Here is a 20,647-nt window from a genome sequence, read left to right on the forward strand (position 1 = left end):
AGCGTGGACTCTGTGAGTGCGCGCGTGGTGCCGTTAAACTAAACAACGTTTCCACGCGCGGACTCGCAGAGTCCACGCTACTTTCCGACCTTTGCGCCATGCCCTTGCTCGAAGAACACGTTTCGCTCCGTCCTTTCAACACCTTCGGCCTGGAGGTGATGGCCCGCTACTTCGCCCGCTTCGCCTCGGCCGATGCGCTGCGGCAGCTGCTGGCCCTATCCGAAGTGCAGGCCGGGCCGCTGCTGATTCTGGGCGGCGGCTCCAACCTGCTGCTAACGCAGAATTTTGGAGGCGTGGTGTTGAAAAACGAGATTAAAGGACTGGAAATTAGCAGTGAAGAGGCGGACACGCACACCGCGCTGCTGCGGGCCGGGGCCGGCGAAAGCTGGCACGGCTTGGTGGAGTATGCCCTGGACGAGGGCCTGAGCGGGGTCGAAAACCTGTCGCTCATCCCCGGCACGGTGGGTGCGGCCCCGCTCCAGAATATCGGGGCCTACGGCACCGAGCTGCAAGACACGTTTGAGCGGCTGGAGGCACTGGAAATGACTACCGGGCAGCTACGGGTTTTCAATAAGGAAGAATGCGGCTTCGGCTATCGCGAAAGCGTATTTAAAAGCACGTTGAAGGGCCAGTTTGTGGTGATGGCGGTGGTGCTGCGGCTGCACCGCGCCAGCGCCGGCCGCCCGGCCAACGTGGGCTACGGGGCCATTCGCGAGACGCTGGCCGACCTGGGCATCGAGGCCCCTACCCCCCGCGACGTGCGCGACGCCGTAGTACGCATCCGCCGTGCGAAGCTGCCCGACCCGGCCGAAATCGGCAACGCGGGCTCATTTTTCAAGAACCCCGAGCTGTCGCAAGGCAAGTTTGACGAGCTAAAAGGCCGCTACCCCGCCCTGCCAGGATACCCCCTGCCGGGCGGGGTGAAGGTGCCCGCCGGCTGGCTCATCGAGCAGGCGGGCTTCAAGGGGCTACGGCGCGGGGCGGGCGCGGGCACCCACGGCGTACACGCGCAGCAAGCGCTGGTGCTCGTAAACCACGGTGGTGCTACCGGCCAAGAGCTACGCGAGTTGGCCGAGGAGATTATCCGGGCCGTGCGCGAGCGGTTCGGCATCGAGCTGCACCCGGAGGTGAATATTCTGTAAGCAAGCCTCCCCGCGCCGTTAGAGCCATTCTAACGGTGCGGGGACGCGAACTACAAAGTTCGCGCTACTCATCGCTGCGTAACAGCAGCTACTCATTTACCAACTCCCGGCCGGGCTTATCCACCAGCTGCCCGTCGCGGGTGTTTTTTTGCACGGCGATGGCCGCGAATAAGCTCAGTAAAAAGGACATGGCGTAGAAGCCCTTCTCGCTGGCCGTAAGGGTAGCGTTCCAGAGCCCCACCGTGAGCAGCAGAATCGCCAGCAGGGTCGAAAACCAGCTCAGGCCGTAGTAAATATTGGTAACGGGCACGCCTTCCTGGCGGTCGCGCACGCTCTTTTGCACCGATACGGCCGAGAACAGCCCGTACATGAGGATGGTAAAATAATAGCCCTTCTCATTGAGGCCCATCGTGGCGTTCCAGAGGCCGATGTTGTAGGCCGCCATGCCGGCCAGCAGCGCCACCCACGAGGCCCCGATAAAAGCGGCGGATGGCCCCTGGGGCACGGGTTTAACAAGAGGGTTCATAGGAGCAAGTGAAAGAAGAAGTTAGCGCGGGCAAACATACAGCCGCCGTATCTAAGCTGCTAGCTTTTGGCTGATAGCCCTGACGAAGGCCAACTGCTAGCAGCTGCTGCAAGCTTGCCCTTAAAGGGAAGTAGTCAAAAATAGTACCTAACCCAGCTCAGTAAGCTATCTTTCCTCATGCAGCACCAAGAAATTGAACCGCCTGAAGAACTCCGCGCTACCATCCAGAGCTTTTGGTACACTGGCAAGGACTTTGGCGAATTGCTGACAAGCTTTGAGGTAGTACCAGATGGCTACGCGGAGATTATCTTTCATTTCGGGAGCGCCAATAGCCTGTTGACTACTGGCAGCGGGCAGCCCTTACCCTCCCCTTTTCTAGTGGGGCTGCTCCATAAGCCAGTTTATTTTTATGCAAAAAACCAGGTGGAACTACTTGGTATCCGGTGCTTTCCCTGGACCGTGTTCGAGTTGCTCGGCCTACCCCCTGGCAAAGACGGCGTGCGCATCCTGGAGCATCCCATCGCCCAGCTGCAAGCTCCGTTGGCGAAGTGGCTGCAGGCGGGTAACGTAGCGGAAGCGCTGGCGCAGGTAGCGCAGTATTTCGGGCAGGCCCAGTCGCCGAGTGTGCCTGACGGCACGCTGAGCAAAGCGGGCAGGGCGATGCGGGCCGCCAACGGCACCCTGCCGGTGAGCCAAGTAGCGGCGGCGGCCCATGCCACGGTGCGGACCCTGGAGCGGAAGTTCAAGCAGGCGGCGAGCCATACGGTGAAAGATGTGTCGGGCCTGCTGCGCTTTGAGCAGGTCCGCCGCCACCTCTGGCGGCACCCGGCGGCTAACCTGGCCGGCTTAGCGCAGGAGCTGGGCTATACCGACCAGTCGCACCTGGGCCGGGAATTTAAACGCTACTGCGGCACGACGCCGGCGGCTTTCGCCCGCAAAGCCACGCGCTGGCAGCAGGCGGTCAGCACCGATTTTGTCGCGTTTGTTCTAGCCTGAAACCGGGGCCTGCCGGACTTTTGTGAGGTAAACAAGCAAGTAGTAAACCCACAAAAATCCTCTGAAAATGGAATCAGCAAACGAAAAAAAAGTACTCGTCGCGGGTGCCAGCATCGCCGGACTCTCCACCGCCTACTGGCTGAATAAGTTGGGCTACCACGTGACGGTGATAGAATTGGCCAGCGAACCCCGCCTGGGCGGGGCGGCCATTAATGTGCAGGGCGCAGCCCTGGCTAGCGCCCGGCGCATGGGCATTTTTGAGCAGTTGAAAGCCTATCGCTTACCACCCTTGCAGTTTGAATTTAAAAATGCCGACGATGTGACAGAAAACCCGCTGCTACCTCCAGAGGGGCCCGAATTGCTTTCGGACGACGACCCCGAAGAAATCGAGATTGAGCGGGATAAGTTGGTAACTATTCTCCTGGGTGCGCTCCAGAATACGGTTGATTTCCTGTTTGACAACCGCATCACGGGGCTGAGCGAAACTGCCGACGCTATCCACGTGACGTTCAAACAAGGCTCCCCCCGCGCCTTCGACTTGGTATTTGGCTGCGATGGGCTGCATTCTGGCGTGCGACAGCTATGGTTTGGGCACGAATCGGAATACTCCTGTTTTATGGAGCACTATGCGTCGCTCACCATCGTCAACCACTTGTTGCTAGCACAAAACACCGCCCAACTGTATAGTGCGCCGGGCAAGGGCGTGCTGCTAAATGCGTACAATGGGAAAACCGACATTATTTTTTGGTTTTTCTCCGAGCAAGAAATTCCATACAATTACCGGGATGCCGCGCAGCAACAAGAAATTGTGCTGAGACAGTTTGCCGGCATGGGCTGGCGAACCGCTGAATTACTGGCAGAAGTAGCGGAGGCGGGCATTTCTTACTTTGATAAATTCTGCCAAATAAAGATGCCCTCGTGGACCAAAGGCCGCGTGGCATTGGTGGGCGACGCCGGCTATTGTGCGTCGCCCGCGGCGGGCATTGGGGCCTCGCTAGCCATGACTGGTGCCGTGGCCGTAGCGGATGCGTTGGCAACGCACGACGGTAATTTTGACGCGGCGTTTCAAGCGTACAACCACGCGCTGCGGCCGTTTGTGGAGGAAACGCAAGCCACCGCCGTCACGATGCTGAGCACTTTTTTCGTCCCCAAAACCGAAGAAGCTATTCGCACCCGAAACGCGCAGATAGCACCGCTGTAGTGGGTAGGTCTGGCGCAATGGCTTGGTCCGCATCAAGGCTCCCTCGCACCCGAACCGACCAGCGCGAGCATCGTGTGGGTGCGCTGAACGCGGCTTGATGCGCGCAATGCCAGTTCACCATGACGAACGGCTTTGCTTACCTTCTGCCTAATTATTTTTCTGGCCCTTGCCAAGCCCTCGGCCTACTTTCCCGGTTGTGCTTATTCACCGGCCACACGCCGCTGGTTGCCGCTTTTTTCCATGCTCTCCGAACCTACCTATCTGGCCGCCCGCATGGTGGCCCCAGACCTCGAAACGCACTTTGCCCAGCACCGGGCGGCGGCGCTGCTGCTGCCCGATGCCCCGGCCCTACCCCCCACTCCGCCCGCCGCCCTGCTTGAAGCCCTGATTGACGTGGCCTTCTGGGCCAGCCTGCGGCGCGAGGAGGGCCGGCCGCCGCGCATTTCGCTGGCGCTGCTCACGCCCGAGGAGGCCGAGCAGCCACTGCGGTTTGGGCACCGGCTGCGCCTCACGCCGCAGTCGCTCATCAAGCTAGCGCCGGCCGTGGAGCACCCCGGCGTGCACCTGGGGGTAGGGTACGATGAGGAGGGCCTCTACCTGTGGGGCACGGCCAGCCGGGTGCCGCCGGTGTGCTTTGTGCTGGAAGTGGTGGAGCCCGGCCTGCTGGTGGCCAAGCACCGCCGGGCTGACGGCTTCGGCAAGTTTGTGAACGTGGCCGTGCTGCGCGGCGACCACGTGCGGGTGGTGGACGAGGAAACCCAGGGCCTGGCCGACTACCCCGCCCTGCGCGCCTCGCTGCCGAACATTGCGCGAGTGGCTGCCGCTCACGACGGCCCGGCCGTGGACGTGCGCCTGGAGCTGGCCCGCGCCATGCGGGCGCACGGCCGCGGCGGCCTGCTGCTGGTGGTGCCGCCCGGCTCCGAGGCCTGGCGCGCCTCCATTGTGGAGCCCCTGAGCTACCCCGTGGTGCCGCCCTACGCCCTCATTGCCAGCCTACTAGCCGAGCCCGACCACCACCGCCCCGACTGGCCCGAAAACCTGCTCGAAGCCATTGAGGTGCTCGGCGGCTTCACGGCCGTGGACGGGGCCACGGTGGTGACGCGGCAGTTCGCACTACTGGCCTTCGGGGCCAAGGTAACGCGCCGCGCCGATGGCTCGTCCGTGGCCCAAATCCTGCTCACCGAGCCCGTGCTGGGTAATCAGGCTACCCTCCTACCCCCCGCCCAGAACGGCGGCACCCGCCACCTGGCCGCCGCCCAGTTCGTGCACGACCAGCCCGACAGCCTGGCCCTGGTCGCCTCGCAGGACGGCAATTTCACCGTCTTCTCATGGTCAGAAGAATTGCAGCTGGTTCATGCTCATCGCATCGACGTGCTGCTGCTGTGAGTAGGGTGCGGGGCTTGCTCCCGCCCGTCGTTGAACGACTTGCGCCTGTTTCGTTCAACGACGGGCGGGCACAAGCCCCGCACCCTACTTTCAATAAAGTACTTTAAAGCCCCCTGGGCAGCTCAATTCCCTTAATCGTTTTGTACAAGCTCAGCGCGTGCTGGTCGGTCAGACCCGCTACGTAGTCAGTGAGCAAGAGAATCTGCTCATAAGCCGACGCGCCGGCCTGCGGACCAATGGCCCGGAACTGGGGGGGTAGCAAATCGAGCAGCTTACGCGAGCGGTGGTTGACTTGCTTATCGAAAATGGCGCACAGAAACGCATCGAGCAGGCCGCCGAGCACCTCGAAGCCGGCGGCCTCGATTTCGAGCACCGGGCGCGAGCGGTAGAGGCGCTCAATGCTCAGGCGCTGAATCTCTTGCAGGTGCGCGTAGCCGTGCAGCTCCTTCACCAGCGGCGCGTCGTAGGTACCGGCCAGGATGGCAGGTACGTGCTGGGCGAAGCGGCCGGCGGTTTCGTCCACCAATTGGCCGATGAGCGTGGCGCGCAGGTAACCCAGCTCCTCCTGCCAGGCGCGCCACTGCAAGCCGCCACTGCTGCTGCTTTTGGGGCGGGCAGGAGAAACGCTGGGGGCGGTGGCACGCAGCTCGCGCAACAGGGCCAGGCCGCGCTCGTGGTCGATGAGGCCCAGCTTGAGGCCGTCTTCAAAGTCGATAATGCGGTAGCATATATCGTCGGCTGCCTCTACCAGAAAGGCCAGCGGGTGGCGGTGGTAGAAGCCGGCCGCCACGTCTTTGGGCAATAGATTCAGCTCGTCGGCCACGAGCCGGAAGCGCTGGCTTTCGGCCTGAAAATAGCCGTATTTCTTCTCGCTGGCCCCGTTTTGCTTTTTCTCAGGATTAATAACTGAGGGCCGCGGATACTTCGTGAACGCGCCCAGCGTGGCGTAGGTCAGCCCCAGCCCGGCCGAGCCGCTGCTGAGCGCGGGGTAGGTGTGAGTGAGAATGCGGAAGCCGGCCGCATTGCCCTCAAAATGCAGTAAATCGGCCAGCTCGGCGGCGCTGAGGCCGGTGGTGAAGCGCTCGGCGGCCCGGCTGGCGAAGTAGGCCGAAATGGCATCCTCGCCGGAGTGACCGAAGGGCGGGTTGCCGATGTCGTGGGCCAGGCAGGCGGCGGCCACAATGTCGCCGCAGTCCTCGGCAAAGTCGGGCAGGGCGCGGGCAATTTCGGGGTCATTTTCCAGCACCCGGCGGGCCGAGAGGCGGCCCAGCGAGCGGCCCACGCAGGCCGTTTCGAGTGAGTGCGTAAGGCGGGTGTGCACGAAATCAGTTTCGGGCAGCGGCATCACCTGCGTTTTGCGCTGCAAGCGCCGGAAGGCCGACGAAAATACTACCCGGTCATAATCAGCGAGGTAGGGCGAGCGGCCGGGCATGGGCACCTCGGCCGGTCGGTCGGGGTAGCGGCGAGTAGAGAGGAGTTGCGGCCAGGTCATTTTGTCAATGAACAACGAGGCACAAAACTAACAGTAGCTTTACAGCTTACTGCGTCACTACAAAATATTTGGTTGCTGATGGCTCGCCGCAAACATATTGATGTTCCAACCACTGACAATCTTCTCAAACCAGTCATTGAGGCACTTATCCAACTCGGTGGTTCAGGGACTATCGAGGAAATTAACGAAAAGGTATACAGTCTTTTAGAACTCGGGACTCAGACTCTACAAATCCAACATGGGGCAGATGGTCGCTCCGAAATTGAGTACAGGCTAGCTTGGGCTAGAACTCATTTGAAAGCAGCTGGTATCATTACAAACTCAGCTCGCAAGGTATGGGCACTCGTGAGAACGAATACGAGGGCTAGTGAACTCAATTCAGCTGAAATAACGAAGCTTGCAAGACAAAAGACTGGCGAGAGAAATAGTAGTGCTCTACCTGCCGACGCTGAAGTTCCAATTATTGAAGAAGTCATAGACGAAGCACCTAACTGGCAAGAGCGACTTCTAATTATTCTTCTTAATATTCCACCCGATGCCTTTGAGAGATTGACTCAGAGACTATTACGCGAAAGTGGTTTCGTACAAGTTGAAGTAACAGGTAAAACTAACGATGGCGGTATTGATGGCAAAGGCATCGTGCGTATTAGTGGTTTTTTAAGCTTCCACGTAATATTTCAATGCAAGCGCTATAAAGGTTCTATCAGCTCTGGACAAATCCGTGACTTCCGTGGAGCTATGCAAGGTCGTGCTGATAAGGGGTTGTTTATTACCACTGGCACTTTCAGCCGCGAGGCAACTAAAGAGGCCACGAGAGACGGTGCGCCACCTATTGATTTAATCGATGGAGAATTATTGTGCGAAAAATTAAAGGAGTTTAAACTTGGTGTTCAAACCGAATTAGTTGAGATAGTTGAGCTACATCCAGCTTGGTTTACAAATCTTTAACATAAGATAGGTCGCCTATCCCTATCGTTTGCGTTGGTCAAATTTGCCTCCGGCCTGCTGACTCGCGCCGAATACGAATGCTTAGTTAAGCTGGCGATGTGGCAAAAACAGTGAATAATGAACAGTTTGTTACTGCTCACTACTTTTCCCCAATAAGCGCACGGTGGCGTAGGTAATTAGCAGAAAAGCCCAAGACACAGTCCGCTCGTCGGGCGCGCCGTTCGGTCTGGCAGCGAGCGAACAGCCAGCAGCCCGCCTTATACACCGACTTGGGAGCTGCTCTAAAACACTGGCCTGAAAACCGCTGTAGTAGGTGCCGGGAGCGGGAAATCGAAAATTAAAGACTGGTCCGGCTAATGAAGTCAGCCGCTCGGCCGCGTCTTTACCCTCAACCATTCGGGTTATTGGCGCGGCCGCGGGGCGGGCTTCGCCGGCCGGGCGCTCTGGCGAATGAAACCACGCTACCCAAATACTGGCACCACGCGCCCCTCGTCAATCTTGAGGGAGGCATCGTACTTCTTGCCGGTTTTAGCCGAGAGGAAGCCCTTGATGACGCCCGTTTCGCCGCGGCGCAGGAGCTGGCGCAATTGCGTATCGGTCAGCTTTTTGCCGCCCCACTCGAAGGGCACGCGAAACTGGCAGTCTTCGCGGAAGCGCGAGCAGCCGAAGGCGCTACTGCCCTTGAGTAGGATGCCGAGCCGGCACACGGGGCACGGAATCTGGCCGGGGTCGGTGGCGGTGGTGGGCTTGCTTTCGGCGGCGGGCACCAGCTCGGGCTGGAAGTTGGCGTCGAGGGTCAGCGCGCCGTCTATTTTCTCGCCCGCGCCAGTCACGAAGCCTTTTATCAGCTGCGTGCGGCTTTTGGCCAGCAGGCTTTTCACCTGCGGGTCGGTTAGCTTCTTGCCGAGTATTTCGATGGGTAGGCGGAACTGGCAGCCCTCGCGGAAGCGGGCGCAGCCAAAGGCCGTTTTGCCGCGCAGGATGTGGCCGGTTTTGCAGGCGGGGCAGGGGCCTAGTGAAGAGGTAGGAGTTGAGAGTGAAGCGTTATTTTTGGTAACCAGCGTGCCAATTGAAACGGCAGTATTTCTGCTCGCCGTTTGCTCGGTCTTCCCGCCTACCTCTTCACTCTTCACTGACGACACCATGCGGCCGCCACGGTCGGTTTTTACCTCCTGCACCATCTCGCGCACCAGGCCCTTCAGCTCTTCCAAAAACTGGTCCGAGGGCAGCTCATTGCGCTCAATCTGGCGCAGCTTCTGCTCCCACTGGCCGGTCAGCTCCGCCGATTTCAGGGTGGGATTTCCAATCAACCCAATCAGCTCGATGCCCGTGGGGGTGGGTAGGAGGCGCTTTTTATCGCGCCGCACGTAGTTGCGCTTAAACAGCGTTTCGATGATGGCGGCGCGGGTGCTGGGCCGGCCGATGCCGCTTTCCTTCATGGCCAGGCGCAGCTCCTCGTCGTCGATGTTGCGGCCCGCCGTTTCCATGCCGCGCAGCAGGCTGGCCTCGGTGTAGTCCTTGGGCGGCTGGGTCATCTTGCTTTCCAGGCGCGGCTGGTGCGGGCCACTCTCGCCCTTGGCAAAGCTGGGCAACAGCGTGCTCACTACGTCGTCGTTCTCCTCGGCCCCGGTGGGGCTGGCCCCGGCGGGGGGGGTAGGCTTAGGGGCAGTTTGCTGGGTCGGGTCGCCGTAGACCACGCGCCAGCCGGGGCTGAGAATCTGGCGGCCGCGCACCCGAAACAGGTAGTCGGCAGCCTCGGCCAGCACGGTGGTGTTGCTCACCTCGCAGTCGGGGTAGAAGGCAGCAATGAAGCGACGCGTGATGATGTCATACACGCTGCTCTCCATGCCACCGCTGGGCCCGCCGCTACCCGTCGGAATAATGGCGTGGTGGTCGGTTACCTTATTGTTATTGAAGACCTTAACCGTCTTCGGAATCTTTCTTTCCAGCAAAAAGCCCGTCAGATTCTGGTACCCGATGCCGCGCAGAATACCGGGGATTTTGGGGTAAATATCATCCGGCAAAAACGTAGTATCGACGCGCGGGTAGCTCACGGCTTTCTTCTCATACAGCGCCTGCACGATTTTGAGCGTGTCTTCCGCTGATAAACCTAATTGATTGTTGCACTGCACCTGTAAGCTGGTGAGGTCAAAGAGGCGCGGCGGCGATTCCCTACCCTTCTTAATTTCGACGCTCGTGACGGTGAGCGGCGCGGGCTTCACGGCTTCCAGGGCTTTAGTGGCCTCCTCTTCCTGCACGAAGTAGCCCAGCGCCCGCAGGCGGCTCTGCTCATCGGGCGCGTCCTGGGCCTGCTTCTGTTCGGCCTCGGTGTTGATGCGGGTGAAGGTGGTATCGCGGTACTGCGTCTTCAGCACCCAGTACGGCTCGGACCGGAAGTTCCTGATTTCGTGGTGCCTATCCACCAGCAAAGCCAGGGTCGGCGTCTGCACCCGCCCGATGCTGAGCAGCTGCTTGTCCTGGTAGGTCGTGTATTTGAGGGTGAAAAGCCGGGTCGCGTTCAGGCCCAGCAGCCAGTCGCCCACCGCCCGGCTGCGCCCGGCCTGGTAGAGGCTATCGAACTCCTTCCCATCGCGCAGGTTGTTGAAACCCTGCCGGATAGCCTCCTCCGTGAGCGACGAAATCCAGAGTCGCTTCACCGGCTTGCGGCACTTGGCCTCGTGAATCACCCAGCGCTGAATGACCTCGCCCTCCTGCCCGGCATCGCCGCAGTTGATGACTTCGGTAGCCGCGTCGAGCAGGCGCTTGATGGTGTTAAACTGCTTGACTACCCCCTCGTCGCGGCGCATGAGCTTGATGCCGAACTGCTCGGGTATCATGGGCAGGTCGTGCAGGTTCCAGCGCTTCCACTCGGGGCGGTAGTCGTCGGGCTCTTTGAGCTGGCAAAAGTGGCCAAACGTCCAGGTGACCTGGTAGCCGTTGCCCTCGTAGTAGCCATCCATGCGCCGGTCGGCCCCGATAACCTGAGCTATTTCGCGGGCCACGCTGGGCTTTTCGGCCAGGCAAACTTTCATCGCAGATTCAAACGGATTAAACGAATTTCGCGGATACGCCCGCTGCGCGGGCTGGCTTTAATCAACAAAAATACGTGGCGAAAAGGTCGGCTTTAAGGAGCCAACGGTCTTAGGGTATAGTTTTCGTCGGCTTGAAATACCATTGCCTTAACTCTCGCCGCCATGAGGCAGGCAAGCGATGTCTCTTAAAATCTTCAGCCATCATCTCCTCACGCCTTTTGCTATACCTCGGTATGGAAGCTAGCTCGCCAATTGTGAACCCTACTGTAATCACGCCCAGCAACGTCCAATTTAAGCCCTCTTTTGCGTCAGAAGTATGAGCAACTGCCAAAAAAAGCCCCGCTCCAGCACCTACCGTAAGCGGTAGCGCTACGCTGATATTGCGCCGCCTTGCCGCAAACAGCCGATGCAAGGCCGCCGCCGTATCAGGTGCCGCGGGGGGGGTAGGGAGCGCCGCGCCAAGCAAATCGGGCGCGGAGGCTGGTCGGGCTTGTTGCGCGGCCGCCGGGCCAAAAACTAGCAGCCATCCTATCGACAGAAAAAAATATTTCATAGCTTAAGGAAAGAAATTACTCTGCAAAATACGGCAGTCATTTTCACATTACTTAACCCAAAAAAAGTTACTTAAACTCTGTCTTTTTATCTTGAAGCTGTTTAGGAAGTCAGCCTTGCGGCGGGCTGCCGGCTTTTGGCCGGCTGTCCGCTCGCCATTCGCGCCGCTCGTGCTGGTAAAGAGCGGACAGCCAGCCCAAAAGCCGGCAGCCCGCCCCGAGTGCCGTTTACCTGTACTTCCTAAACAGCTTCCTTATAAATTATTGATTCCTAAACTATTTCTTTCAGGAGTCTGACAAATCCAATAATAAAATCAGCTTTTCCCCTACCCCTCCTTTTTCTGGTGGGTGGTGATGAGCACCACCGAGCCCACGATAACGGCCGCGCCCGCCAGCATCTGGGCCGTGAGGGCTTCGGGCAGCAGGGCCCAGTAATCTTACCGAGCTACAGGTTTATGCAGATGCGGGCGGCGCGCTCGGCAATCAACAAAAATATGGTGCGAAAAGGTCGAGTTTGTCTACTCAGTTTGGTTGGAAGTCGGCTGTTAAATTTTGGCAAAAATGCTTGGCCTTGAGCTTACGCTTGATGTGTTTCGAAAGTTGGTGGGCACGAAAGTCTACTAGAGCCTGCGCTTCGTTTCGGCGGCTAAAATTACCGTAGACCAGCAATTCAGTGGTCAGCAGCGGCACCCCCAGAAAACCCACTACAAATCCAGCTTGGTCTGCAGAGCTAAATATTGGACCATTGCTGAGAGCAAAACCGCCGCCGCTGCCACCGTGCTTTTCGGGTTGCGATGCTACTACGATGGCTACCATTACCACGGCGATAACAGTGCCTGCCAGTACGTAAGTCCGTGTCCGGCGCTTGGCCACAAATAGCCGGTGTAGCGCCGCTACCGTATCGGATTCCGCCGGGGGGGTAGGGAGCAACACGCCAGGTGAATCGGGCGGGGAAGCCGGGCGGGATTCTTGCGCGGCAACCGGCTGCAAGGCTAGCAGCAAGCCTATTAATAAGAAAAAGTATTTCATAGCTTAGGGAGAAAATTTATTCTGCGAAATACGGCAGTCATTTTCACATCACCTAACCCAATAAAAAAACGCTGAAGTCTGATTATTTTCCTATAAACCCTTGATTTACAATTTTTAATTTTTTAAAATGTCTCATTCTGAAGTCTGACACGCCCAACAATAAAGCTTGCGGCCCCGCCCTACCCCTCCTTTTTCTGGTGGGTGGTGATGAGCACCACCGAGCCCACGATAACGGCCGCGCCCACCAGCATCTGGACCGTCATTTTTTCACCCAGCAAAGCCCAGCCCAGCAGCACCGCCACCACGGGGTTGACGTAGGCGTAGGTGGCCACCCGCGTCGGCGGGGCGTGCTGCAACAGCCAGCTATACGCCGTGAAGGCCACCAGCGAGCCGAACACCACCAGGTAGCCCCAGCCCAGCCACGCTGCCGCCCCAAACTGGCCCGGCCGCAGCCCGCGCCACTCGCCGGTGGCCGTGCTCAGCACCAGCAGCAGCGCGCCGCCGGCCAGCATCTGCATCCCCGAGGCCAGCACCGGCGAGCGGGGCCGCGGCGCGCGCAGCCCGTAGATGGAGCCCGCTGCCCAGCTAAATGCCGCCAGCAGCACCAGCCCTACCCCCTCCAGCTGCGCCCGGCCCGAGCCGGCCGCCAGCTGCTCGCCCACCAGCAAATACACGCCCGCGAAGCCCAGGAGCAGCCCCAGCACTACCCGTCCGCTGGGCCGCGCCTGGCCCAGCCACCACCAGCTCAGCAGCACTATCCAGAACGGTTCGCTGGCAATTAGCAGCGCCGCCAGGCTGGAAGGCAGCGTGCGCTCGGCCAGCACCACCAGGCCGTTGCCGCCCGCCAGCAGCATAGCACCTACTATCAGGCTCGTGCGCCACTGCACCAGCGTCGGCCGTTCGTAGGTGGCCGAGGCGCGGCTGACTAGCATCAGGATGCTACCCGCCAGCACGAAGCGGCTGCCCGCCAGCAGAAAAGGCGGCATCGTGGCAACGGCATATTTAATGGCCAGGTAGGTGGAGCCCCACAGCAAGTACACGGCCGCGAAGGCGGCGATAAGTAGAAAGCGCGGGGCGGGTTTCAAATTAAGAGTTAAGAGTTAAGGAGAACGGTCATGCTGACGAAGGAAGCATCTCGCGTGGGGTAGTAAATTCAATCGTTCAAGGATGTGAGCGAGATGCCTCCTTCGTCAGCATGACCGTTCTCCTTAACTCTTATTTTTCACTACCGCTTCAGCGCCACGCGCACGCCAGCCATGAGCCAGCGGGTAGGCATGGGGGCACCCAGCAAATCGGAGTAGTGGGCGTTGAACAGGTTTTGGGCCTGGCCCACCAGCCACACGCGCTCGGGCAGCAGGGCCAACTCCAGGCGGGCGTTGAAGACGGCGTAGCTGGGCGTGAGCACGGCCAGGTTGGTGCTGGCGCTGGGCACGGTTTGCTGGGCGGCGCGCACTTTATAGAGGCCGCCCACGCTCAGCGTAAACCGCTGATGAACAAGGCTCAAATTGCCCGAAACCAGGTGGCGCGCCACGTTGGAGAGGTACTGCGACTGCACGTCGCCGGCCACGCCCAGGTGCACCCAGGTATAGCCCACGCTGCCATCGAGGCGCAGGGTAGAGGCCAGCCGGGCGCGGCTCGTCACTTCGGTTTCGATGCCCTGGGTAGTCACCGCAAACAGGTTTTCGGCCAGGCGATACGTCGCGTTGGGGTTGAGGTTGGTGAAGCCCGTCGTCTCAATTGTCTGGCTGCCCGAGGCGGCCACGTAGTCAATCAGGTTGCGGCCGTAGCGGTTGAAGTAGGTGCCGCGCAGCGTCAGGGCCGGCCGGGGCTGGTAGTCGAGGCCGGCCTCGTAGTTCCAGGTACGCTCGGCGCGCAGACCGGGGCTGCCCACGTTGAAGCCGCTGGGCACCACGCCGGGCCGGATGGCCGAGTTGTACTGCTCCGTAAAATTGGGTGCCCGAATGCCCCTCCCCACCGCCCCGCGCACGGTCAGCCGTTCGCTCACCTGCTGGCTGGCATTGAGCTGCGGCACTACTTCGGTGCCGTAGTTCTGGTCGTGGTCGAGGCGCAGGGCGGCCGTGATATTCAGGCCCGGACTCGGCGCGATGGCTGCCACCGCGAAGGCGCCGGCGTGCCACACGGTGTGGTCGCCGCGGTCGTTGCTTTGCACGGCGCGGCGGTCGGCCTGGCCGCCCAGCGTAAATCGCAGCTTATCAGACAATTGCAGCTGATGCTGGCCCTGCACGTTGAGGTAGTGCATGAGGTGGTCGCTGGCCGCCGTGGTGGGCGTATACACGTAGAAGTCGGTACTCGACGTGCCCACGATGGACAGCTCGGTGCGGGCGCGCTCGTTCCACTGGTAGCGCAGCTGGCCCTGGTACCAGTCGCGGGTGGTGGTTTCGCGGGCGCGGTCGCCGCTGTTGGTCGTGTAGAAATTTTGGGCGTTGTAGTCGCGCCTATCGAAGCTGGCGCGGGCGGCGGCGCTGAATTTCTCGGTGATTTGATACGCGCCCGACAGCGAATAAGTGTTCAGCTTGAAGTCGTTGCGCCCGCCGCCGGGCAGGTCGAGGAGCTGGCCGCTAGCCGTGTTGTTGAGGATGCCGCCCGCCAGGCGCAGGCCGTGGTCCTGGCCATAAAAGCCGGCATTGGTGCTTTTCAGGCCATATTCCCCAGCCAGGAAAGTGCCCGCCAACTCGGTGCCGTCGGGCCGGTGGGTAGCGGCGAAGGTCTTGGTCACGATGTTGATGAAGCCGCCCACCGCATCGGGGCCGTAGAGCGCCGCGCCGGGGCCGCGCACCACCTCAATCTGCTCAATCTCGGCCGGCGAGATGGGAAAATACCCGTTGAAATGCCCGGTCAGCGGGTCGTTCAGCCGCATCCCATCCAGCAAAATCAGGACTTGATTAAAGGTCGAGCCGCGCAGCGTAATATCGGACTGGGTGCCGAAGCTGCCCCGGCCCTGAATTTCGATATTGGGCAGCAGCCGCAGCAGGTCGTCGAGCGAGGCCACCGGGTAGCGGCTCAGGGTGCTACCGGGCACCACGGTCACGTAGCGGCCGGTTTGGCCCGCAAGCTGGCCGAGGCGGGTGGCGTACACGGTTACTTCGCCCAGGCGGCGGGCCGTGTCGGCGGGCACGGTTAGCTGTTGGGCACGAACGGCCAGCGGCAGGGCCACACTCGCAGCAAGTAGTAAGAATCGGGGCATAGGCGGCAGGTAAAACGGCCGCAAAGGTACCCCGCCGGGTTAGTTTGGCGAAGACGTTTGTTCTTTCTTAATACAAAACATGCTCGCCAGGACAACTGATTTCCCTACCCCTACTTGGCGGGCGCGACCGGCTTCTGGCGCGTCAGCAGCAAGCCCAGGCCCAGGCCCTGGCTGAATTGAATGCCGGAGTCCTGGTCGTGCTGGTAGAGCACGGTGCTCTGAAAATTTACGCTCAGCAGGCCGTACACTTTGGCCGTAAGGGTGAGGTCGAGGCGCTGGTTGATGTCCTGGGCCCTGAAGCTGCCGTAGTTGGTGAAGAGCAGGTAGCGCGCCTTGAAGTTGGCGGCCGGGCCCAGGGGCTGCTCCAGCTCGGCCAAAATCTGGGCCGCCAGAATTTCCCAGCGGGTGCTGTGGCCGGGGTTCACGCCGTACACCACATCGGTGGGTAGGGTCTGGAAACGGGCCGGGTCGCGCACGATGGTCAGGCGCGGGGCGAAGGGCGAGAGGCGTAGCGAAAACCGCGCGTTGGGCCGGTACTCAAACCCGTAGGCGTTGGTGAGGTAGCCAGGAGCCAGAAAGTCAGATAGCAGGCGCGGCGTAGCCTCCGTATAGTCGTAGCCGGGTGCGAACTGCGAGAGCAGGTTCAGCGACACGAAGGCATTCCAATGCGCCGACAGCGCGTGGCCGTACTTGGTATCGAGCCAGAGGCGGTCGTTGGTTTTGCGGTAGCTCTGCCCCCGCGTATACTGGGCGGCGTACAGAAAATCGGCCTCGTTGTCCCAGCTGCGCGGCCCTTGCCGGTAGTGCGCCTGGGCATTAAAGAGCCCGCTGAGGCCCACCGAGCTGGCTCCGCCGCCCTTCCAGTTATTGGAGAGCAGCGACTCGTTGAGGTTGAGGCCCACCTTGAGGCTGGTGTGCCAAGCCGTGTCGGCGGGGGTAGGCGCGGGAGCCGGCACCGGGGGCACTACCTGCGCCTGGCTTTCCAGCGCGGCCAGGCCGAAGGCAGCCAGCAGTATAAGAAGTTTTTTCATAAGCTGACGGATTCCGGACCGTTAAGTTTCCAGCCGGTACCGCACCGCGAAATTACTGGTTGAGGATAAGTTACTATCAACCTTTTCAGTCAAGCGCAGCTTTAGCTGACTGAGCCTACCTTCGTAGTCGGGCTGACTCGTGGCTTCGGCCATCGGCAGCCCTTACCAAAGCGCAGAACCGGCTCCGTAATTTTGCGGGCCTGCGGGCGCATCGCTAGGTGCTGGCAACAACCAGCTACCCAGGCCGCGAGAAAATAAAATAGCCGCTCTCGTGGGGGCACGAAAGCCACCGCCCGCGTGTACTAGTAAGCATGGAGACGTTCCTTAACTTTCTCTTCCATCACGGAGCCCTCAGCTCCGCTCAGTACTGGCACTTACGCCTGCTTAGTACCATCGCGTTCGGGCCGATACTAGCCATCTTATACCTGATTTTTTTTAGTTGGCGCGCGCCGCGCCAGCCTAAAGTACCCGCCGGTAGCCTACCCACTATGTGGGTGAGTAGCAAAGGCCAGCTGCTGGTGAGGCGGCCCCATCGCCGGGCTCCCATCCTGAACCTGCCTACCCTGGCCAGCCCACCCCCCGCGACCAAGCCTTACCCCAGGGGCTGGTAGTAGCCGGCCAGGTAGCTAAATTCGCGTTGCCCCAAGGTGGCTTCCCTACCCCCCAATTGCTGCCCAAACGCCCCACGGCCGGCTGAAGCTTGCCGCGCGGTTACCGTGGCCGCCAGGTGAGGCTCAGGCCGGGGGCGCTGCCATAATAAGTAGGCATAATGCTCACGTCGCGGCCGATGGACTTGCGGCCCCACCGGTTGCGGTGGGTGAGGTAGGCCAGGTGGGCACTCAGGATGCCGAAGCCCGCGCCGGCCACCACGTCGCTCTGCCAGTGCTTGTCCACAATCATGCGCAGGCCCGCCACGCTGGTAGCCACGGCGTAAGCCCCGATGCCGTACCACTGGCTTTTGTCCCGAAACTCGGTATGCACGATGCTGGCCGCCAAAAACGCCTGCGCCGTGTGGCCCGACGGAAACGAAAGGTTATCCGACCCGTCGGGCCGCTCCTCGTGGCTCAGCGCCTTTACGATATACGTGCTGCTGAGCATAATTACCTCGCTCTTGGCGATGAGCAGCAGCGTGTTGAGGCGGTCATTGCGGCCCTCTACCCCAAACAGCTCAACCGCCCCCAGCTCCAGGTAGGGCACAAAGATGAGGTAGTCGGCCACGCGGGTCTGGGAGGCAGGAAATAGCCGGTGAATATCGCGCTGCGCCTCCTGGTTGGTATAAAAACCGTGGCCGTTGAACGTGTACGCCCCGTAGCCAATGAGCAGGGCCGGAATGGCCGCCGCCCGAAACACCTTACTCTTGAGAAACGGCTGGTGGGCCGCCGCGGGTACCCCGGCGGGGCTCTCATACTTGTGGGTGGTATCGGCGGGGGTAGGCGGGGCCGGCCGGAGGGGCACCTGGGCCAGCGCGGGCGCCGCGCTGCGCAGCAGCAAGGCCAGCAGGCCGGCGCGGGTAGCAAGCATAAAGGAAGACATCAGCACTAATTTGATAACAGACTGCGCTCTACGCAAACTGCGTCTTTTTGCTGCCCCCGGCAAACCTACCCGGCAATCCTGATGCATTTCTGACGGCCGCTAGGGTGGTAACGTTGCCTGGAGCAAGGCTTCCTTCGTCCGCAAGCCGTTCTTGCACTACTTATTCCTAATTCCCTCTCATGTTCCTTATTCGCCACGGCCAGCCCGGCCACGAAAAGCCTGGTATCGTGCTCGACGGCCAGCGCTACGACCTCAGCCCTTTTGGGGAAGATTACGACGAGCGTTTTTTTGCCAGCGACGGCCTGCGCCGCCTGGCGGCCTACCTCGACGTGCAGCGCGAGCTGCTGCTACCCGTGCCCGCCGCCGCGCGGCTGGGGCCGCCGGTGGCCCGGCCCTCCAAAATCGTGTGCGCGGGCCTCAACTATACCGACCACGCCCAGGAAATGGCCCTACCCCTACCTACCGAACCGGTCATTTTTTTGAAAGCGCCTTCGGCTCTGAGCGGGCCTTGCGACGACATTGTGCTCCCCCCCAGCTCGGTGAAAACCGATTGGGAAGTGGAGCTAGCGGTGGTGATAGGCCGGCGGGCGGCCTACGTGGCGGAGGCCGACGCGCTGAGCTACGTGGCCGGCTACGTGCTGCACAACGATGTGAGCGAGCGCGCCTACCAGCTGGAGCGCGGCGGCACCTGGGACAAGGGCAAGGGCTGCGACACCTTCGGCCCGCTCGGCCCCTGGCTCGCTACCCCCGACGAGCTGGCCAACCCCGCCTCCCTGCGCATCTGGCTGACCCTCAACAATATGCCGCAGCAGGAAGGCAGCACCGCCAACTTAATTTTCAGCGTGCCTTACCTCATCAGTTACGTCAGCCAGTTTATGACCCTGCTGCCGGGCGACATCCTATCGACCGGCACGCCGGCCGGGGTAGGCGGCGGCCAGCAGCCCCCGCGCTACCTGGCCCCCGGCGACGTGCTGGAGCTGGGCATCACGGGCCTGGGCACGGCCCGGCAAGTGGTGCGCGCCTACCCCGCCGCCACCGACTGAAGTTTGGTATTGGTTGCCTTCGGTGCCGTGCTCGCCGACTGCGCTGCCTATCATCATTAAACCAAATACGTATCAAGGGACAAGAGACGCTGACCAGGGGCAAAAACCACGTGCACCTGGTGGGCGAAAACGCGGCCTGAGTCAGTAGCGACCGGCCCGGCCACGCTGGCGGCCTAGGCCACTACCGCCGGCCGCACCGACGACTCGCGCAGCACCAGGGTGGTCGGGATGGTGAGCGTAGCGGGCGGGTTCGCGTGGTGCTTCTTCTCAATCAGGTCGAGCAGCTGGCCTACGGCTACCCGGCCGATTTCGGTGGCCGGCTGCACCACCGTGCTCAGCGGGGGCGACAGCAGGTCGGCCACCGTCAGGTTGGTGAAGCCGATGAGCGACACGTCGTCGGGGATGCGCACGCGGCGCTGGCGCAGGGCGGCCAGGCAGCCCACCACCAGCTGGTCGCTGGCCGTGAAAAAGGCGTCGGGGGCGGGCCGCTGGGCCAGCAGCTCCTCCACGAGCGGCCCCATTTCGCCGGGGCCTAAGGTGCCGAAGCGCACCAGGCGCTCATCATAGGGCACGCCGGCCTGCGCCAGGGCGGCGCGGTAGCCGGCCAGGCGCTCCTGCGTGATGCTGAGCCAGGGCTGAATGGTGAGGTGGGCGATGCGCCGCCGCCCCGATTGCAGCAGATGCTGGGTGGCGGCAAACGCCCCGTCGAAGTTGCCGGCCACCACGCGGGGCGTGTCCAGGGCCGCCGACACCCGGTCGAACTGCACGATGGGCGTGCCCTGCTGCTGCAATTCCTGCAAGTGGCTCACATCGTTGGTTTCGCTGCTTAGCGAGATGAGCAGGCCATCGACGCGCCGGGCCAGGGCCTGGCGCAGGTTGGCCACTTCGCGGTCGTAGGCCTCGTGGGTCTGGAAAATGAGCACGTCGTAGCCGCGCTGGTTGGCCACCTCCTCAATCCCATCGATGGCCTGCGAAAAGTAATAATTAGCCACCTGCGGCACTATCACCCCGATGGCCTTGCTGCTGCTGCCGCCCTTCAGGCTGAGGGCGATGGGATTGGGGCGGTAGTGCAGGCGCGCGGCGCACTCCATCACCACCCGCTTGGTCTCGGAGTTGATTTCGTAGCTGTCGCGCAGCGCCCGCGACACGGTCGATACCGAGATGTTCAGCTCCTTGGCAATGTCTTTGAGCGTGGCAGGTCCCAAGTGAATTCCTGTTAAAATTCAATCTTTCACCGAAAACCAGGCGTTGGCTTTCGCAGCTAAAGATAACCGCTGGCTGCATGCGAGGGGGTAGGCGGCCTATTCAATATGGGTAGCCACCAGGCAACGTGTAACCGTTGCCGATAACGATTGCACAAATAAAAACGGGTCCGCATGGCTAGCTGGGGAGCTTTGATGGCTAAACTTCGACCTGGCTAACGCTCCCGGCGCGACGGCCCGCTTTTTCTTCCTTCCAAAATCTCACCCGCCCTACCCCTTCTTTATGAGCTTATTCGCTGTTTTCAGCCGCCCTGGCCACCGAGCAAAAAC

17 protein-coding genes are annotated in these 20,647 nt (G+C 61.2%); 7 read left to right on the top strand and 10 right to left on the bottom strand.

The window, feature by feature from the left end; translation table 11 throughout:
* The first annotated feature begins 98 nt into the window (after window positions 1-98).
* Entirely contained in the window at window positions 99-1,142 is a 1,044-nt protein-coding gene (gene murB / locus LC531_RS11195) for a UDP-N-acetylmuramate dehydrogenase (protein ID WP_223650379.1), read from the top strand.
* 88 nt (window positions 1,143-1,230) lie between these two features.
* Here the strand turns inward: murB and yiaA are convergent, their stop codons facing one another.
* Complete coding sequence (gene yiaA, locus LC531_RS11200; RefSeq protein WP_223650380.1) at window positions 1,231-1,668, bottom strand: inner membrane protein YiaA; 438 nt, start codon at window positions 1,666-1,668, stop codon at window positions 1,231-1,233.
* Between the two features lie 177 nt (window positions 1,669-1,845).
* On the opposite strand from yiaA, the gene LC531_RS11205 reads away from it, so the two are divergent.
* The 3 genes from LC531_RS11205 (at window position 1,846) to LC531_RS11215 (ending at window position 5,251) form a co-directional block, all read left to right on the top strand.
* Window positions 1,846-2,664, top strand: coding sequence for an AraC family transcriptional regulator (locus tag LC531_RS11205; protein ID WP_223650381.1), 819 nt, complete (start codon window positions 1,846-1,848; stop codon window positions 2,662-2,664).
* Window positions 2,665-2,731: 67 nt separating this feature from the next.
* Window positions 2,732-3,865 carry an FAD-dependent monooxygenase gene (locus tag LC531_RS11210; RefSeq protein WP_223650382.1) on the top strand — a complete coding sequence of 378 codons (1,134 nt, stop codon included), beginning with the start codon at window positions 2,732-2,734 and terminating at the stop codon, window positions 3,863-3,865.
* Window positions 3,866-4,105: 240 nt separating this feature from the next.
* Entirely contained in the window at window positions 4,106-5,251 is a 1,146-nt protein-coding gene (locus LC531_RS11215; RefSeq protein ID WP_223650383.1) for a putative sensor domain DACNV-containing protein, read from the top strand.
* 103 nt (window positions 5,252-5,354) lie between these two features.
* Here LC531_RS11215 and dgt read toward each other — a convergent pair whose 3' ends face one another.
* On the bottom strand, window positions 5,355-6,743 hold the full coding sequence (gene dgt / locus LC531_RS11220) for a dGTP triphosphohydrolase (RefSeq protein ID WP_223650384.1): 1,389 nt from the start codon (window positions 6,741-6,743) through the stop codon (window positions 5,355-5,357).
* Window positions 6,744-6,821: 78 nt separating this feature from the next.
* Between dgt and LC531_RS11225 the strand changes: the two genes are divergently transcribed.
* Window positions 6,822-7,691, top strand: coding sequence for a restriction endonuclease (locus LC531_RS11225; RefSeq protein WP_223650385.1), 870 nt, complete (start codon window positions 6,822-6,824; stop codon window positions 7,689-7,691).
* 461 nt (window positions 7,692-8,152) lie between these two features.
* Here LC531_RS11225 and LC531_RS11230 read toward each other — a convergent pair whose 3' ends face one another.
* The 6 genes from LC531_RS11230 to LC531_RS11260 all read right to left on the bottom strand — a co-directional run bounded on the left by LC531_RS11230 (window position 8,153) and on the right by LC531_RS11260 (window position 16,539).
* Complete coding sequence (locus LC531_RS11230) at window positions 8,153-10,723, bottom strand: type IA DNA topoisomerase (protein ID WP_223650386.1); 2,571 nt, start codon at window positions 10,721-10,723, stop codon at window positions 8,153-8,155.
* A 109-nt stretch (window positions 10,724-10,832) separates the two neighbouring features.
* A complete protein-coding gene (locus LC531_RS11235) occupies window positions 10,833-11,276 on the bottom strand; it encodes a hypothetical protein (protein WP_223650387.1) in 444 nt (147 codons plus the stop codon).
* 520 nt (window positions 11,277-11,796) lie between these two features.
* Complete coding sequence (locus tag LC531_RS11240; RefSeq protein WP_223650388.1) at window positions 11,797-12,303, bottom strand: hypothetical protein; 507 nt, start codon at window positions 12,301-12,303, stop codon at window positions 11,797-11,799.
* 179 nt (window positions 12,304-12,482) lie between these two features.
* Window positions 12,483-13,388: an EamA family transporter gene (locus tag LC531_RS22705; protein ID WP_262903279.1), complete on the bottom strand. Its 906-nt coding sequence runs from the start codon at window positions 13,386-13,388 to the stop codon at window positions 12,483-12,485.
* A gap of 140 nt (window positions 13,389-13,528) precedes the next feature.
* The gene (locus LC531_RS11255) at window positions 13,529-15,508 is read right to left on the bottom strand and encodes a TonB-dependent receptor plug domain-containing protein (RefSeq protein WP_223650389.1); all 1,980 of its coding nucleotides are present in this window, start codon (window positions 15,506-15,508) and stop codon (window positions 13,529-13,531) included.
* A 110-nt stretch (window positions 15,509-15,618) separates the two neighbouring features.
* On the bottom strand, window positions 15,619-16,539 hold the full coding sequence (locus LC531_RS11260) for a DUF3078 domain-containing protein (protein WP_223650390.1): 921 nt from the start codon (window positions 16,537-16,539) through the stop codon (window positions 15,619-15,621).
* A gap of 311 nt (window positions 16,540-16,850) precedes the next feature.
* Between LC531_RS11260 and LC531_RS11265 the strand changes: the two genes are divergently transcribed.
* Entirely contained in the window at window positions 16,851-17,150 is a 300-nt protein-coding gene (locus LC531_RS11265) for a hypothetical protein (protein ID WP_223650391.1), read from the top strand.
* 100 nt (window positions 17,151-17,250) lie between these two features.
* On the opposite strand, the gene LC531_RS11270 is transcribed toward LC531_RS11265, so the two are convergent.
* Window positions 17,251-18,060, bottom strand: coding sequence for a phosphatase PAP2 family protein (locus LC531_RS11270; protein WP_223650392.1), 810 nt, complete (start codon window positions 18,058-18,060; stop codon window positions 17,251-17,253).
* A gap of 191 nt (window positions 18,061-18,251) precedes the next feature.
* Here LC531_RS11270 and LC531_RS11275 point away from each other — a divergent pair, with 191 nt between their 5' ends.
* Window positions 18,252-19,115 carry a fumarylacetoacetate hydrolase family protein gene (locus tag LC531_RS11275; RefSeq protein ID WP_223650393.1) on the top strand — a complete coding sequence of 288 codons (864 nt, stop codon included), beginning with the start codon at window positions 18,252-18,254 and terminating at the stop codon, window positions 19,113-19,115.
* A 173-nt stretch (window positions 19,116-19,288) separates the two neighbouring features.
* Here LC531_RS11275 and LC531_RS11280 read toward each other — a convergent pair whose 3' ends face one another.
* Complete coding sequence (locus LC531_RS11280) at window positions 19,289-20,320, bottom strand: LacI family DNA-binding transcriptional regulator (protein WP_223650394.1); 1,032 nt, start codon at window positions 20,318-20,320, stop codon at window positions 19,289-19,291.
* Window positions 20,321-20,647 lie beyond the last annotated feature (327 nt).

Source organism: Hymenobacter psoromatis (assembly GCF_020012125.1).
Taxonomy (GTDB): domain Bacteria; phylum Bacteroidota; class Bacteroidia; order Cytophagales; family Hymenobacteraceae; genus Hymenobacter; species Hymenobacter psoromatis.

Bases quoted from the DNA above. Each gene is read 5' to 3' on its own strand.
- murB (WP_223650379.1), top strand. From the start codon at position 99: ATGCCCTTGCTCGAAGAACACGTTTCGCTCCGTCCTTTCAACACCTTC.
- yiaA (WP_223650380.1), bottom strand. From the start codon at position 1,668: ATGAACCCTCTTGTTAAACCCGTGCCCCAGGGGCCATCCGCCGCTTTT.
- LC531_RS11205 (WP_223650381.1), top strand. From the start codon at position 1,846: ATGCAGCACCAAGAAATTGAACCGCCTGAAGAACTCCGCGCTACCATC.
- LC531_RS11210 (WP_223650382.1), top strand. From the start codon at position 2,732: ATGGAATCAGCAAACGAAAAAAAAGTACTCGTCGCGGGTGCCAGCATC.
- LC531_RS11215 (WP_223650383.1), top strand. From the start codon at position 4,106: ATGCTCTCCGAACCTACCTATCTGGCCGCCCGCATGGTGGCCCCAGAC.
- dgt (WP_223650384.1), bottom strand. From the start codon at position 6,743: ATGACCTGGCCGCAACTCCTCTCTACTCGCCGCTACCCCGACCGACCG.
- LC531_RS11225 (WP_223650385.1), top strand. From the start codon at position 6,822: ATGGCTCGCCGCAAACATATTGATGTTCCAACCACTGACAATCTTCTC.
- LC531_RS11230 (WP_223650386.1), bottom strand. From the start codon at position 10,723: ATGAAAGTTTGCCTGGCCGAAAAGCCCAGCGTGGCCCGCGAAATAGCT.
- LC531_RS11235 (WP_223650387.1), bottom strand. From the start codon at position 11,276: ATGAAATATTTTTTTCTGTCGATAGGATGGCTGCTAGTTTTTGGCCCG.
- LC531_RS11240 (WP_223650388.1), bottom strand. From the start codon at position 12,303: ATGAAATACTTTTTCTTATTAATAGGCTTGCTGCTAGCCTTGCAGCCG.
- LC531_RS11255 (WP_223650389.1), bottom strand. From the start codon at position 15,508: ATGCCCCGATTCTTACTACTTGCTGCGAGTGTGGCCCTGCCGCTGGCC.
- LC531_RS11260 (WP_223650390.1), bottom strand. From the start codon at position 16,539: ATGAAAAAACTTCTTATACTGCTGGCTGCCTTCGGCCTGGCCGCGCTG.
- LC531_RS11265 (WP_223650391.1), top strand. From the start codon at position 16,851: ATGGAGACGTTCCTTAACTTTCTCTTCCATCACGGAGCCCTCAGCTCC.
- LC531_RS11270 (WP_223650392.1), bottom strand. From the start codon at position 18,060: ATGCTTGCTACCCGCGCCGGCCTGCTGGCCTTGCTGCTGCGCAGCGCG.
- LC531_RS11275 (WP_223650393.1), top strand. From the start codon at position 18,252: ATGTTCCTTATTCGCCACGGCCAGCCCGGCCACGAAAAGCCTGGTATC.